Origin of the sequence: Roseivirga sp., assembly GCF_034669765.1 — a bacterium.
Lineage (GTDB): Bacteria > Bacteroidota > Bacteroidia > Cytophagales > Cyclobacteriaceae > Roseivirga.
The window spans coordinates 159,195-172,322 of sequence record NZ_JAXMOQ010000005.1; the positions used below are offsets into that span (position 1 = coordinate 159,195).

Here is a 13,128-nt window from a genome sequence, read left to right on the forward strand (position 1 = left end):
GCCTTGTAAAATCCAAAATTGAAGAAAGGAATTAGAACCTCCGCTCCCACTGGCTAGCGTTCTGCTTTCTTTTGAGTTCGCCAGAGTCGATCATTTCTTGAAGGCGAGGTAAGCGTTCCGCATTTTTGGAGGTCATATGCCAGTAACCGCAGTCACGACATTCATACACATTCTGTGGCCCTTGATGCTCCGCAAAGCCCTTATAAATATGCTGATCGATCAGGGCATCTTCGGCCAAGTGCTGAGAATCGTATTGAATTTTACCTGAGGAGCAACGCATAAGGCAAAGATACTGAAGAGGAATTGGTTTAACCCGGATAATGCAATAGACTATCTATTACGGACGTAACTCACTTTGAATCAGTCGCTACCCTTCATTTGTCTTTTCACCATAGCGATGCTATGCTTTCAAAGCCAAACTTCCTGATTCTTTGCGATTTACGCCCTCATAACGATCTCTATTGCATAAACCAGGTTTAAAGTAATCGGCAATGGCTAAATCCTCATTATTCAATAGTGCATTAAAATGCACTTATCGCATGACAATCACATCTCACACTATGCTTTACTACTGAATAGTGTATTATATCGCACTATTAAGTAGTAGATTGTAGTTTTCTTTTGGACAAAAACAAAAGCCGCTACTATGCTTTTTATCAAGACAGGCTGAAGGCGATTAATTATTCATTTGGGGAGAGGCTTTGAACATTATTTCCAATAAACCTTTTGTACATAAAAGCTCTGCCGCTGCCAGACTTCAAATACTTCTCGAAAGCAAAGGCCTTATATTTCTCAGGAAAATTGATGGTGAGCACCACCTCAAAAGGTAATCTTGATTTCGTGTAACTCACTTCTCCATTATTGTGCCTTTTTAATCTTTCTTCAAGGTTACCAGTACAGCCTACATAATGTGACCCATCAGAACACTTGAGGATGTAAACGGTGTGCATAAATGAAATTCTTATCGTTCAAGATAAAAATTTCGTAGATTATTTACACTGAAAAAGTGAATTTAGATATTGGAAGGAGCCCACCTTCACTCTAAAGAGCTATGGTGGACGAAGAACAGCCCACCTACGCCAAGCAAGAGCTATAATCAACAGTCCACCTTCGCTAAAGCTACGGTGGACTCAGTGGTGGAGTTTCTCCACCTACGCCCGCAAGTACTGAGGTAATCCACCTACGCCAAGGCTTCGGTGGATAAAAAAAAGCCCGCTTACGCACAAGGCTTCAGCGGGCGAAGGTGGAGCCGGAGGGGTTCGAACCCTCGTCCAGATAAGGAACACGAAGCGCCTTCTACATGCTTATTCGCTGATTATTTTTCGAGTGTAGCAAGGTCAGCAACCAACCTAATCTACACCTTATTCGCAATTGATCTTACCGCTTCTATCACGACACCTAGAAACGGCCAGTTCTGCGTGTGATGCCTCGATTTCCCACCCGGCAGAACAGAGGGTGAGAGAGACACATTGCTACTAATTCTTAATTAGGCAGCAAGGGCAAATTGTCTTTCGCCAATTATAAATGTGAAAGTTTTATTTAAGGGAAATACTCACAACTCCCTGCATGCTTACACTTGAATTACACCTACTGTCAATTCCAGTCGGCCCCATATAATAAAGAAAGGCCGTTTGCCTTCCTGTTTAGTCTGCGAAAGTACGGTCTTTTCTACAGCTTCTAAACATCTTCAACAAAAGAATGTTGCTAGAAAGTTTCAAAACCGCACTTATCTCTATTCTTTAAAACCCTACGCCCCTTAAAAGGTTATGTAAGAACAAATTTAAAAAATGAATTATGGAAACTAACGATAGAACACTTTCGCAGGTATTGGCAGAATTGAGTGAAAAAGGCTTTAAGGAGCAATTTGTTGCCAATGAGAAAAATATTGTGGCGACAGCCAGCAAGAAAGAATATACCCCTTACCAACTCAAAATTGTTAATACTTATCGTTTTGATGGCATGACCAACCCAGGTGATGAGGAAGAAATTTTTGTGATTGAAGCCAATGATGGCACAAGAGGCACCTTAATTATGGCTGGAGGGCCTGATCAGTCGCAGAATGTGGAGTTGGTGAGGGAGATTCCTGAGGCTGCTCCATTGGACTAAGCGCATCACCCAAAGAAATCAGACCACTGATTAAGATTCTGGCGGTTATTCCTCCGTGCCCTCGCATGGCGTTATAGCCGCCATTCCCCAAGTTTTCTTCCATTCTGGAACAAGGGTGACAATCGCCTGTGTGTTCCAATACCGCATTACCAATTCGGAACTTCTTCCCTTTTAAGGATTGAAGATTAATCCCCTCCACAACAATATTCCTTCTCAATAATAAAGGATCAATTTCAGTTTGGCCAATCATAGAAGCCACAGCCTTAATATGTTCAGCTTGAATCAGCGTCACTTGCCGCTTCCCTCCTTTCGAGGCATAATGATCTCCTGCTAAACCTATTCCTTCAATAGCATTAACTTCTTGCACAGCTTGAGGCAGTTCTCCTCTTTCTGGTCGAATGGAAATAAAAACCACCTTGCCAGCCTGTGCAAACTGAGTGGTTAAATAAGGAATTGTTTTTTGTTCTAGTGAAAGCTTCATCTATTTCTTCGGAACAAGGTTTTGAGCTTGTGCTTCTTCAGGAACCCGATAAGGCTGAAAAGGAATTTTGAGCAGATTCACCATATTGTCATTTTCTTTGGGATCCATGTGGGTGTCGATGCCATACACCAATGATTTAGTGTCTTCCACTTGAGCAAAAGTGCCAAAAATTCGATCCCAAATTGAAAAGATATTTCCATAATTGGTATCCGTTAAGGGTTGCGTATAATGATGATGTACCTTATGCATTAATGGCGTAACAAATAGCCAAGAAAGCGCTCTATCTACTGATTTTGGTATGCTGATATTTGCGTGCGTGATATGAGCAAAAAGCACTGAAAGACTTTGGTATACCATAATAAGCCACATGGGCGCACCCACAATAATTACGGCAAGAATAGTAAATACAATTCTGAAAATGGTTTCTCCTGGATGATGGCGCAAACCCGTAGTCACATCCACTGTGGTATCGCTATGATGTACCAAATGAAATTTCCACATCCATTTTACCTTATGTTCGGTATAATGCACCAGGTAAGCGCCAATAAAATCGAGCAGCAATACCCCCACAATCAATTGCCCCCAAAGTGGTAGATCTATAATATAAAGAAGTCCAAATTGATTATTGGCGACCAGATCTGAAGCGGCTAAAAGTACCCCCGCCAAACCAAAACCAATAATGGCTGTGGTTAAGGTGAAAAATAGGTTGAGCCCTGCGTGTCGCACTTTTTTATACTGGAAAGCAAAGAGCGGAAGCGTGCCTTCGACAATCCAAAAAACCACCACTCCACCAATTAAAATCCCCGCCCGAAACTCTGTGGGGATATTATCAAAGAAATTTACCAAACTTTCCATCTTACAATTTATTCTGCTTGCCTAATATATGCAACGTTCGAGCTTAATTTAGAAAGCATAATTCTTTAACTTTCAAATATTAACCAGCGACTATGAACTTAAGAAACCTCCTTGCCTCCACGCTTTTCTTTCTTGCTATAAAATTATCATTTGCCCAAGAATTCTCAAGGGCCGTTCGCCCTTATGTGGCTGTGCAGGAAGATATTGTTGCCCTTACCCATGCTAAAACCATTGACGGCACTGGAGCAGACATCAAAACGAATCAAACTTTGATTTTCCAAAATGGAATTATCACCGCCATGGGAAATACGGGTGAAGTAACCGTTCCTGCTGGCGCGAAGATGATTGACTGCACTGGCAAAACGATAATGCCCGGAATGGTCATGTTGCACGAACACATTTTTTACCCGAAACCTTTCGATGGAATTTTTAGCGTTTCGCAAATGACGTTTACGTTTCCGCGTCTGTATTTGGCCGGAGGAGTAACTACCATTCGCACGGCAGGAAGCATTGAGCCACAGACCGATTTAAACATTAGAAAATGGATTGAACAAGGCAGAATGTTAGGGCCGAAAATGGACTTAACAAGTCCATTTATTGAAAGAGAAGGCACATCAGTACCTGAAGTGGGTGTGATTGAAAGTTCAGACGAAGCTGCTGAAATGGTGAACTATTGGTCAGACCGAGGCATCAACTCCTTTAAGGTTTACCAGAACATTACCAAAGAAGACCTCAAAAGCGTAGTGAACGCTGCCCACGCCAAAGGCAAAAAAGTAACGGGCCATATCTGCTCTGTCACTTACCGCGAAGCAGCAGAAATTGGCATCGACAACCTTGAGCATGGTTTCTTCCAAAGCTCCGATTTTGTGGGCGACAAAGTAGATGACTTCTGCCCTGCTTTTAAACGCGGCCAAGCTTTACGCGCCTTGCCAGTAGACGCTCCGGAGATGAAAGAGCTAATGGAATTTCTGATCGAGAAAGATGTGGCCGTAACATCTACACTTACCGTTTTTGAACCTTATACCGATAGAGAAGTAGTTTTAGGTGGTGGTTTAGAAGCCATGAGTCCTGAAATTCGTGAAAGCCTAGAGACTAGCCATAAGCGTCAGCAAGGAAGAGATGAAACGGCCGTTCTTGATTTTCAAAAGCAAATGGCTTGGGAGAAAATGTTTTATGAAATGGGCGGAAAACTTTTGGCAGGAACCGATCCTACTGGAGCCGGTAGAACCATTGCTGGTTACGCCAATCAGCGCATGATCGAGCTTTTTATTGAGGCGGGTTTTTCTCTGACGGAAGCTATAAAAATATCGACTTTGGATGGCGCCAAATTCTTAGAACGTGCTGATAAAGTGGGTTCATTAGAGGTAGGAAAACAAGCAGACATCGTCATCATCAATGGTGACTTAGAAGCAGACATAAGTAATATCCGAAAAATGGAAATTGTTTTTAAAGATGGTGTAGGATTTAACTCCCCTGCCATTTTCAAATCAATGAACGGCAAAGTAGGCATGTATTAGATTTCAATTTTTATATAGACAACCATGAAGAATATTTTTAAGCCAGAGGTAACTCAAGAGGTCATTGACCGAATCAATAAACTGACACTGGATAGCCAACCGCTTTGGGGTAAAATGAATGTGGGGCAAATGCTAGCACATTGTAGTGTTACCTACGAAATGGTTTATGATGGCACACATGAAAAGCCTAAAGGCCTTATGAAGTTAATGTTGAAGCTTTTTGTAAAGGGAATGGTAACTGGCGAAAAACCTTACAAGAAGAATTTAAGAACCGCCCCCGCTTTTTTAATGACGACAGACAAAGACTTCGAAACAGAGAAAAGAAGGCTGATTGACTACCTCACAAAGACACAAGAACTTGGAGAAACTCATTTCGACAATAAGGAATCACTCTCTTTTGGACGCCTAAGCATCAGCGAATGGAACAATATGTTTTATAAACATTTAGACCATCATTTGACACAATTTGGCGTCTGATCTATTCACCAGTCATTGGTTTTCTATACCCCACCGACAAACTTAACTTAGCCCCTCTTTACTTTGGGGCTATTTTGTACAAGACCTATCTAACCATGTAACATTATTATACTAATTTATTTTCAATAGTAACTTATTGACTGGATTTGAATATTTTTATGGGTTCATTAATACGAACCGCCCAACGCAGCTACCTCCTGTTATCCTAATTGGGGTATTCATAAATTTAAATGCAAAGAAAAAAATACATCTTCGGAATTCTATTGGCAGTTGCTGTCATTGCAGTAAATCAAAGTTTCATTCAATACTGGTTACATAAAAAGAACCAAGACTCTCGAATCATCAACCTTTCAGGACGTCAAAGGATGTTGAGTCAAAAGGTCAGTATAGAGTTCCATCAATTTAAAGAAGGACAAAGTACTCTTGATCAAGTAAAAAAATACAATGACGAATGGCGTCAAATTCATTATGCATTGTTAAATGGTGATGCAGCAATCGAAATTAATGCGGTAGATGATGAGGTGGCCAGAAACCTTTTAGCCCAGCTCAATGAGAATGTAGAGTACATTTCAATCCTGCTTGATAAAGCCTCTTACCCCAGCGATATAGACATTAATACCATCGATAAAAACCAAGAAACATTTCTCAATAGAATGGATTTAGCAGTAAAGAGCCTAGAGTTATCATCTGACAGAAAACTTAGGTTTATTGTACTTGTAGAAATCATCTTGGCCGTTTTGTCCATCATTATCCTTTCCCTAGAAGTCATCTATATTTATCTCCCCATTGAAAAAAAATTCTCGAAAACAGTTGAGCGACTTTCCACTTCAGAAAATAAATTGAGGGCGATTATGGACAGTACAAATAATAGCCACATCCTTATCGGCACTGATTTCCAGATCCTTTCCTTTAACAAAAAAGCCCAGAAGAATAGCAAATTACTTCTCCATAAAGAGTTAAAAGAAGGTAATGAAATTTGGGAATACCTCATTGATATAGAAAAGGAGGTATTTAAAAAAAATGCAACCATGGCGCTTTCAGGCCAAAGCGCATCTCATCAAATAGAAACCAATTTTAATAAAACCACTCAGTGGTTTGAAGTCAGTTATTTACCTGCCTACGGAAAAAGTGATGAGCTTATTGGAGTTACGTTTAGTTCCACCAATATCGACAGACGCAAAGAAGCAGAGAAGAAAATCAAAGCACAAAATGAGCGTTTGGCCGAACAGAACAGAAAGCTAAAACAGATTGCATGGGAGCAGTCGCATGAAACAAGGCGGCCATTGGCCAATATTTTAATTTTTCTAGATCTGTTAAAGTCGGACAAGGAAGCTGATCAAGAAAGAAAGGATGAGTACTTGGAATTTCTCTCACAATCGGCACAGCAATTAGATGAAATTGTGGAAAGAATCACCAACAATACAGTAGAAAAGCAGGAAAGCTAGCGCCCCTGTTTTATAAGTAATCATATTGTAATAATTAACCCTAGTGAGTAAGTATTTTCCCTTCTAGTTTTACTTCAACGCTCTTTTCACTAGATTCAATCAAATTTGACACTATGAAAAAGTTCCTTTTTTTATTGGTCTTTGTACTTTTTGGCAACCTTGCCTTTGCGCAAAAACATTATGAGCGTTTCAATTCCATCGACATCCAGCATTACAGGTTTGAAATTCAATTGACGGATGAATCTGATAAAATCAATGGAGTTGCTTTGGTGACAGTGAAGTTCAAGAAAGATCTTCAACAGTTTGATTTAGACCTGGTTAAAACAAAACCAAGCGGCAAAGGCATGACCGTAATTGCCTTAATGGCCAACGACAAAAAAGTACCCTTTGAGCATTCTGGAAATAAATTGAACATCAATTATGCAGGCAAAGCGGGGCAAAGCCAAACTTTCACAATTGCTTATGAAGGAATCCCGGAGACTGGTCTTATCATTTCAAAAAACAAATATGGCGACCGTACTTTCTTCGGAGATAATTATCCCGACCGTGGTCAACATTGGTTACCCATCGTAGACCATCCTTCGGACAAAGCCACTGTGGAATGGGTAGTAACCGCACCGAGCCACTATCAAGTAGTGGGCAATGGGCTTTTGGTGGAAAGCACCAATATTAATGATAAAACCACGCTTACGCGCTGGAAAACAGAAGTTGAGCTTCCGACCAAAGTAATGGTGATTGGAGTGGCGCGTTTTGCCATTCAGAACGTAGCCAATGTTTATGGCGCCACCGTATCTAGTTGGATTTACCCTCAAGACAGAGAAAAAGGCTTTTACGATTATGCTCCAGCGGCCCCAATTTTGGATTGGTTTATCAACCATGTGGGTGATTACCCCTTTGCCAAATTGGCCAACGTTCAGTCTAAAACCCAGTTTGGAGGCATGGAGAATGCGGGTAATATTTTCTACTCGGAAAACTCTGTTACGGGTACTCGCAATGTAGAAGGTTTACTCGCACATGAAATTGCACACCAATGGTTTGGTAACTCCGCCTCGGAAGGCAACTGGCACCACGCCTGGCTAAGCGAAGGTTTTGCCACCTATTTTACCATTGTATATATGGAACAAAAATACGGCAGAGCCAAAGCCTGGGAAACCGTTTTAGGAAACCGAGATCAGGTAATCGCCTTCAGCAAAAAGAACCGCGTGCCCATTGTAGATACTTCTGTAGAAAATTATATGAAGATTCTAAATGCCAACACTTATCAGAAAGGTGGTTGGGTGTTGCATATGCTTAGAAAAGAAGTGGGTGATGAAATATTCTGGGAAGCAACTCGCCAATACTACAACAAATACACCCTCTCCAATGCCTTATCAGACGACTTGAAAGATGTATTTGAATCTGTGTCTGGCAAAGACTTCGATGTCTTTTTCCAACAATGGGTATATCAGGCCGGACAACCAGAAATTGATGTCACATGGAGTTATTCCAAAGGCCAATTGAATCTGGAACTCAATCAAACCCAAAAAGAGAACTTTACTTTCGATTTAGAAATTGAGTTGGTTTATGCAGATGGAAAAACGGAACGAAAGACCATACTCGTCAACTCAAAAAATCAAAAATGGACACCCAAGTTAGATAGCAAACCTGTCAGAATAATTCTTGATCCAGACGCATGGCTCTTGTTTGAAGCTAAACTCAAAGAAAAGTAGAGTTTAAGAAATTGAAAAAGCGCTACTCATTAAAAACATTATCTTTGCGACTTATTCAATAACACATGGAAACGAAAGACAGCAACGGCAACATTCTTGAAGACGGTGATTCAGTTCACGTAACCAAAGATTTAAAGGTAAAAGGAATGAACAATACCTTGAAAAGAGGTAATTTAATCAAAGGCATTCGACTAACAGGTAGCCCTGATGAAGTGGAATGCCGAGTGGGTAAAAGCCAAATTGTTTTAAAAACAATGTTTTTGAAGAAGGCTTAATCCTAATTTTCACAATACATCAATGAGATTGATATGTTTTCCCCCGAACTCAAATGAATCTCCTCTATTTTTTCCTAACATGGCCCTACCAATTGGTGAAGCTGGAGAAATTGCGAAATAGGCTTCCCCTTCCACCTTAATTTGCCCCAAAGACACTGAAATGAAATATTTAGCACTTGCGGTAATGGCCAAAGCGCCAAGCGCTACTTGTGAATTCTTCTTTTCAATATTGATTTGAGATAAGCCCATTTTCATTTTAGAAACTTCAGAAAGCTGGGTTGCTAATTTTTCCTTTTCCAAGTGCATCATAGCACGACCTGTTTCATACTTATCGCCAGCACTGCTCTTGGTTTCTTCGTTGGCCGAAGCCTGTGCATTACGCATGGCATCTTCTATATGAGTGACGCGCTCGTCAACGAGTTTCAAACACGAATTATAAAGTTTGGCTTTAGTTTCCAACATTTACGCAAATTGGTTCAAGAAAACCTTGCTTACAAATCAAGACAGCTAAATTCTTTCTCCACGAACCTATTCAAATATCACTAAGAAACTTCAAAAGTATTATTAACTTTCTTATCAAACCGAGACTCAAATGCTTTTAGAACTGATTTACCACAGCAAAGCCGTGCTCAATATTGAAGATTACGAAATAGAAAGTATTCTCAAAATATCACGTGAGTTCAATGCTAAGCACCACATCACAGGCTGTTTACTTTTTCATAACAATCAGTTTTTACAAGTACTAGAAGGCGACTTCGATCAAGTAAGCGAACTATACAAGAGTATTCGAAGAGACCAGCGACACCGTAGTGTAGTTACACTCCACATACAGGAAATCAGTACCTTGTCTTTTAGAAATTGGAGTATGGCTTATCAGAAATTCACAAATGACTCCATAAAAAGCACACTAGGGATTGATGGTTTTAATAAAATAATAGAGAGGAACGACTTTGGACAAACCTCCCAAGACATTTTTTCAATAATGAGTAAAGCTATTCTAGAATCAAACTAAAAACGAGCTGCGAGCAAGAGACTCAAATCTTTAAAAGGAAGATTGAACCTTCTGGCAATCCCCAAATTAGTGGTGCTACCTTTATAGGCATAAACACCCTTATTGAACCATCCATATTGGTACATCATATCATCTACCCCGCCTACTTCGGCAATTTTCAATAACACGGGGGTTAGAATATTACTCAAAGCCGTGGTGGCTGAACGCGCTGCTCTTGAAGCGATATTTGGAACACAGTAATGAATCACATCATATTTCGTGAAGGTAGGTTTATCATGACTTGTGCATTCAGAGGTTTCTATGCAACCACCTTGGTCAATAGACACATCGATGATTACAGCACCAGATTTCATTTGGGCCACCATTTCTTCTGTCACTACGCAGCGAGCCCTACCTTTTTCTGCACGTAGCGCCCCAATTACTACATCTGCTGATTTTAAAGATTGCGCCAATGTTGCTGAATCGATGGTAGAGGTAAATACTTGACTACCGAGTTTATGCTTTATTCTACGGAGCTTATAGAGTTCATTATCAAAAATACGAACCTCGGCCCCTAAACCCAGGGCCGCTCGGGCTGAATATTCACCAACAGTGCCTGCTCCAAGAATAATAACTCTGCTGGGCGGAACACCAGTAATCCCTCCCAAAACAACGCCTTTACCACCACTTACAGTGCTCATTAATTCAGACGCAATAGGGATAGCCATACTGCCTGCTAATTCACTCATCGCATTAACAATTGGAAGTCCGCCTACTTTGTCTTCCAACATTTCGAAACCAATGGCCGTAATTTTCTTTCTGTTCAGCGCTTCAAAGTACTCTACTGAAGAACTTCCCAGCTGCAAGGCAGAAAAAATGGTTGAACCGGGTTTCATCAAAGCGATTTCCTTTAAAGTAGGTGGCTCAACTTTTACAATAATATTGGCTTCAAAAGCTTCCTTGCTAGAGTACACTATTTTTGAGCCTTGTTCGCTAAAGTCGTTATCTAAAAAAAAGGTCTTTTTTCCTGCACCTTGTTCCACCAAAACCTCTTGACCGTTATTCACCAAAATACCCGTGGCCGCTGGCGTAAGGGCAATTCGGCTTTCCTGATAAGAAACTTCGCTGGGAATAGAGATATTAAGTGACTTACTCCCAGACTTCACTTTCATCAACTTTTCCTGGGGGTAAAGACTACTCTCTTTGGCCAATGCAGCAAACCCCGATTTCTTACCCTCAGTCATGTTTAGTCAGTTTAATTACTCTCGATTTATCGTCAAAAACCTCAATAAATATCTTCATATATTCATCGGGAATCAATTCACTTATTTTTTCAGGCCATTCAATCAAACACAAATTTCCGGAATCGAAGTATTCTTCAATTCCAATATTAGCGAGTTCTTCAATGTCTTCAATTCTATAAAAATCAAAATGGTAAATGGTGCTTCCTTTATCAGTCAGATACTCATTCACCAAGGAAAAGGTTGGGCTCTGCACTAAATCAATCACTCCTAAGTCACTACAAATTGCTTTTGACAGCGTGGTTTTACCCGCTCCCATTTGCCCCATAAGCAACCAAATCTTGTGCCCCCTACCAAAGGCGGTGATTTGTTGGGCAACGATTTCCAAATCGTTTAGCCCTTTTGATTCCATGCGCAATTCAGTAGTCATTATGCCCTCTTCGAATTTAGCGAAATAAAAGGAATTATCATTTCGTCCATGGAAATGCCCCCATGTTGAAACGTGTCTTTATAGTACTTTACGTAATGGTTATAGTTATTCGGGTAAGCGAAAAACAGGTCTTCCGTAGCAAAAGCGTAAGAAGTAGAAACATTCGGACGTGGTAAGTGTATTTTCTCCGGATCACGCACTGTATAAATGGCCTGATGGTCTTTATAGCCTAAATTTTTCCCGTGCTTATACCTTAAGTTGGTATTCACAGTTTTATCACCAGCAATTTTAAAAGCCTTTTTCACACGGTATGTGCCGTGGTCGGTGGTAATCATTACCCTCAACCCTTTATCGCTAATCATTTTCAGGAGATCGAACAAGGGAGAATGCTGGAACCATGATTTGGTCAATGACCGATAGGCAGACTCATCAGCTGCCAATTCGCGGATCATGCGCATATCCGTTCGGGCATGAGATAGCATATCTACAAAATTGTAGACCACCACATTCAAATCGTTCTGAAGCAGGTTATTAAATTGATCGTTCAGTTGTTTCCCTTGGGAAGCGTGAATGATTTTATTGTAACTCGTTTTGATATTGAGTCTTAGTCTTTGAATTTGTCGCTTTAAGAACTCCTCTTCATTATTGTTCTTTCCTTCGTCATCCTCATCATTATCGCTGACCCATAAGTCGCTCTCTTTTTTGGACATCTCCAGCGGCATTTGTCCTGAAAAAATCGAATTTCTAGCATAGGCGGTAGTAGTTGGTAAAATTGAATAGTAAGCAGATTCTTCTAGTATATTAAAGTAGTCCGTCAACTCGCCTTCAATGGTTTTCCACTGGTCATACCGAAGATTGTCTATCACAATTAGAAACAAAGGCTTATCCTTTACTTCAGGAAATACCTTCGTTTTGAGCAAGTTATTTGAAAGCAGCGGACGATCGATATTCGGATCATTCAACCAATCCTCATAATTGTCGATTACAAACTGAGCAAAGTTGCTATTGGCTTCAATCTTCTGCATGTCTAGAATTTCGGCCATGCTTTTATTTTCTGTTTTATCAATTTCCAGCTCCCAATACACCAGTTTTTTATGAATTTCCACCCACTCCTTATGGTCCATATATTCATTATAGGCCATACTGATGTTTCTGAATTCCTGCTGATATTCAATATTAGTGCGCTCGGTTACCAACCTTTTATTGTCAAGAATCTTTTTCACAGAAAGTAAAATCTGGCTTGGATTCAACGGCTTGATCAAATAATCGGCAATATGAGAACCTATGGCTTCTTCCATAATGCTCTCCTCTTCGCTTTTGGTAATCATTACCACAGGCAAAGAAGGTCGCTTACTCTTGATGTATTTGAGGGTTTCAAGCCCCGTCATTCCTGGCATGTTTTCATCTAAAAAAACTACATCAAACTGCTGATTTTCAACTGCATCAATGGCATCTGCACCACTCGCCACTGGAGTGATGTCGTAACCTCTATCTGTAAGGAACAAGATGTGTGGTTTAAGCAGGTCTATCTCATCGTCTGCCCATAAAATATTATATCTTTGCATAGCTTAGCTTTAGCAACAAGCCCGAATTTAAAGGAA

Annotated in this window: 15 protein-coding genes and 1 other RNA gene; 7 read left to right on the forward strand and 9 right to left on the reverse strand. The window is 40.4% G+C overall.

Going from position 1 to position 13,128, the window contains the following annotated elements; translation table 11 throughout:
* Positions 1-31: 31 nt before the first annotated feature.
* The 3 genes from VOI17_RS11540 to ssrA form a co-directional block, all read right to left on the reverse strand.
* Entirely contained in the window at positions 32-280 is a 249-nt protein-coding gene (locus VOI17_RS11540) for a hypothetical protein (RefSeq protein WP_323757377.1), read from the reverse strand.
* Positions 281-680: 400 nt separating this feature from the next.
* Positions 681-950, reverse strand: a complete 270-nt coding sequence (locus VOI17_RS11545) for a GIY-YIG nuclease family protein (protein WP_323757378.1) — start codon at positions 948-950, stop codon at positions 681-683.
* A 291-nt stretch (positions 951-1,241) separates the two neighbouring features.
* Positions 1,242-1,611: a transfer-messenger RNA gene (gene ssrA, locus VOI17_RS11550) on the reverse strand.
* A gap of 183 nt (positions 1,612-1,794) precedes the next feature.
* On the opposite strand from ssrA, the gene VOI17_RS11555 reads away from it, so the two are divergent.
* Entirely contained in the window at positions 1,795-2,106 is a 312-nt protein-coding gene (locus VOI17_RS11555) for a hypothetical protein (protein WP_323757379.1), read from the forward strand.
* On the opposite strand, the gene VOI17_RS11560 is transcribed toward VOI17_RS11555, so the two are convergent.
* Both VOI17_RS11560 and VOI17_RS11565 read right to left on the reverse strand, forming a co-directional pair.
* Complete coding sequence (locus VOI17_RS11560) at positions 2,030-2,587, reverse strand: MOSC domain-containing protein (RefSeq protein ID WP_323757380.1); 558 nt, start codon at positions 2,585-2,587, stop codon at positions 2,030-2,032. The two genes, VOI17_RS11555 and VOI17_RS11560, sit on opposite strands and share 77 nt — an antisense overlap.
* Positions 2,588-3,442 (reverse strand): sterol desaturase family protein, encoded by an 855-nt coding sequence (locus tag VOI17_RS11565; protein WP_323757381.1) that lies wholly within the window; start codon positions 3,440-3,442, stop codon positions 2,588-2,590. It abuts the gene before it with no gap.
* Positions 3,443-3,534: 92 nt separating this feature from the next.
* Here VOI17_RS11565 and VOI17_RS11570 point away from each other — a divergent pair, with 92 nt between their 5' ends.
* From VOI17_RS11570 to VOI17_RS11590, 5 genes are all read left to right on the forward strand, one after another.
* Positions 3,535-4,959: an amidohydrolase family protein gene (locus VOI17_RS11570; RefSeq protein WP_323757382.1), complete on the forward strand. Its 1,425-nt coding sequence runs from the start codon at positions 3,535-3,537 to the stop codon at positions 4,957-4,959.
* A 24-nt stretch (positions 4,960-4,983) separates the two neighbouring features.
* On the forward strand, positions 4,984-5,436 hold the full coding sequence (locus VOI17_RS11575; RefSeq protein WP_323757383.1) for a DUF1569 domain-containing protein: 453 nt from the start codon (positions 4,984-4,986) through the stop codon (positions 5,434-5,436).
* 230 nt (positions 5,437-5,666) lie between these two features.
* Positions 5,667-6,881: a type IV pili methyl-accepting chemotaxis transducer N-terminal domain-containing protein gene (locus VOI17_RS11580; RefSeq protein ID WP_323757384.1), complete on the forward strand. Its 1,215-nt coding sequence runs from the start codon at positions 5,667-5,669 to the stop codon at positions 6,879-6,881.
* Between the two features lie 113 nt (positions 6,882-6,994).
* A complete protein-coding gene (locus VOI17_RS11585; RefSeq protein ID WP_323757385.1) occupies positions 6,995-8,590 on the forward strand; it encodes a M1 family metallopeptidase in 1,596 nt (531 codons plus the stop codon).
* A gap of 65 nt (positions 8,591-8,655) precedes the next feature.
* The gene (locus VOI17_RS11590; RefSeq protein ID WP_323757386.1) at positions 8,656-8,865 is read left to right on the forward strand and encodes an alkylphosphonate utilization protein; all 210 of its coding nucleotides are present in this window, start codon (positions 8,656-8,658) and stop codon (positions 8,863-8,865) included.
* Between the two features lie 9 nt (positions 8,866-8,874).
* Here VOI17_RS11590 and VOI17_RS11595 read toward each other — a convergent pair whose 3' ends face one another.
* On the reverse strand, positions 8,875-9,327 hold the full coding sequence (locus tag VOI17_RS11595) for a 3-oxoacyl-ACP synthase (RefSeq protein WP_323757387.1): 453 nt from the start codon (positions 9,325-9,327) through the stop codon (positions 8,875-8,877).
* 130 nt (positions 9,328-9,457) lie between these two features.
* On the opposite strand from VOI17_RS11595, the gene VOI17_RS11600 reads away from it, so the two are divergent.
* Positions 9,458-9,877 carry a BLUF domain-containing protein gene (locus tag VOI17_RS11600; protein WP_323757388.1) on the forward strand — a complete coding sequence of 140 codons (420 nt, stop codon included), beginning with the start codon at positions 9,458-9,460 and terminating at the stop codon, positions 9,875-9,877.
* On the opposite strand, the gene VOI17_RS11605 is transcribed toward VOI17_RS11600, so the two are convergent.
* From VOI17_RS11605 to VOI17_RS11615, 3 genes are read right to left on the reverse strand one after another with little or no spacing between them, the layout of a single operon-like run.
* Complete coding sequence (locus tag VOI17_RS11605; protein ID WP_323757389.1) at positions 9,874-11,100, reverse strand: alanine dehydrogenase; 1,227 nt, start codon at positions 11,098-11,100, stop codon at positions 9,874-9,876. The two genes, VOI17_RS11600 and VOI17_RS11605, sit on opposite strands and share 4 nt — an antisense overlap.
* On the reverse strand, positions 11,093-11,527 hold the full coding sequence (gene tsaE, locus VOI17_RS11610) for a tRNA (adenosine(37)-N6)-threonylcarbamoyltransferase complex ATPase subunit type 1 TsaE (protein ID WP_323757390.1): 435 nt from the start codon (positions 11,525-11,527) through the stop codon (positions 11,093-11,095). The genes VOI17_RS11605 and tsaE overlap by 8 nt, the downstream gene beginning before the upstream one ends.
* On the reverse strand, positions 11,527-13,092 hold the full coding sequence (locus tag VOI17_RS11615) for a PglZ domain-containing protein (protein ID WP_323757391.1): 1,566 nt from the start codon (positions 13,090-13,092) through the stop codon (positions 11,527-11,529). The genes tsaE and VOI17_RS11615 overlap by 1 nt, the downstream gene beginning before the upstream one ends.
* Positions 13,093-13,128: the final 36 nt, after the last annotated feature.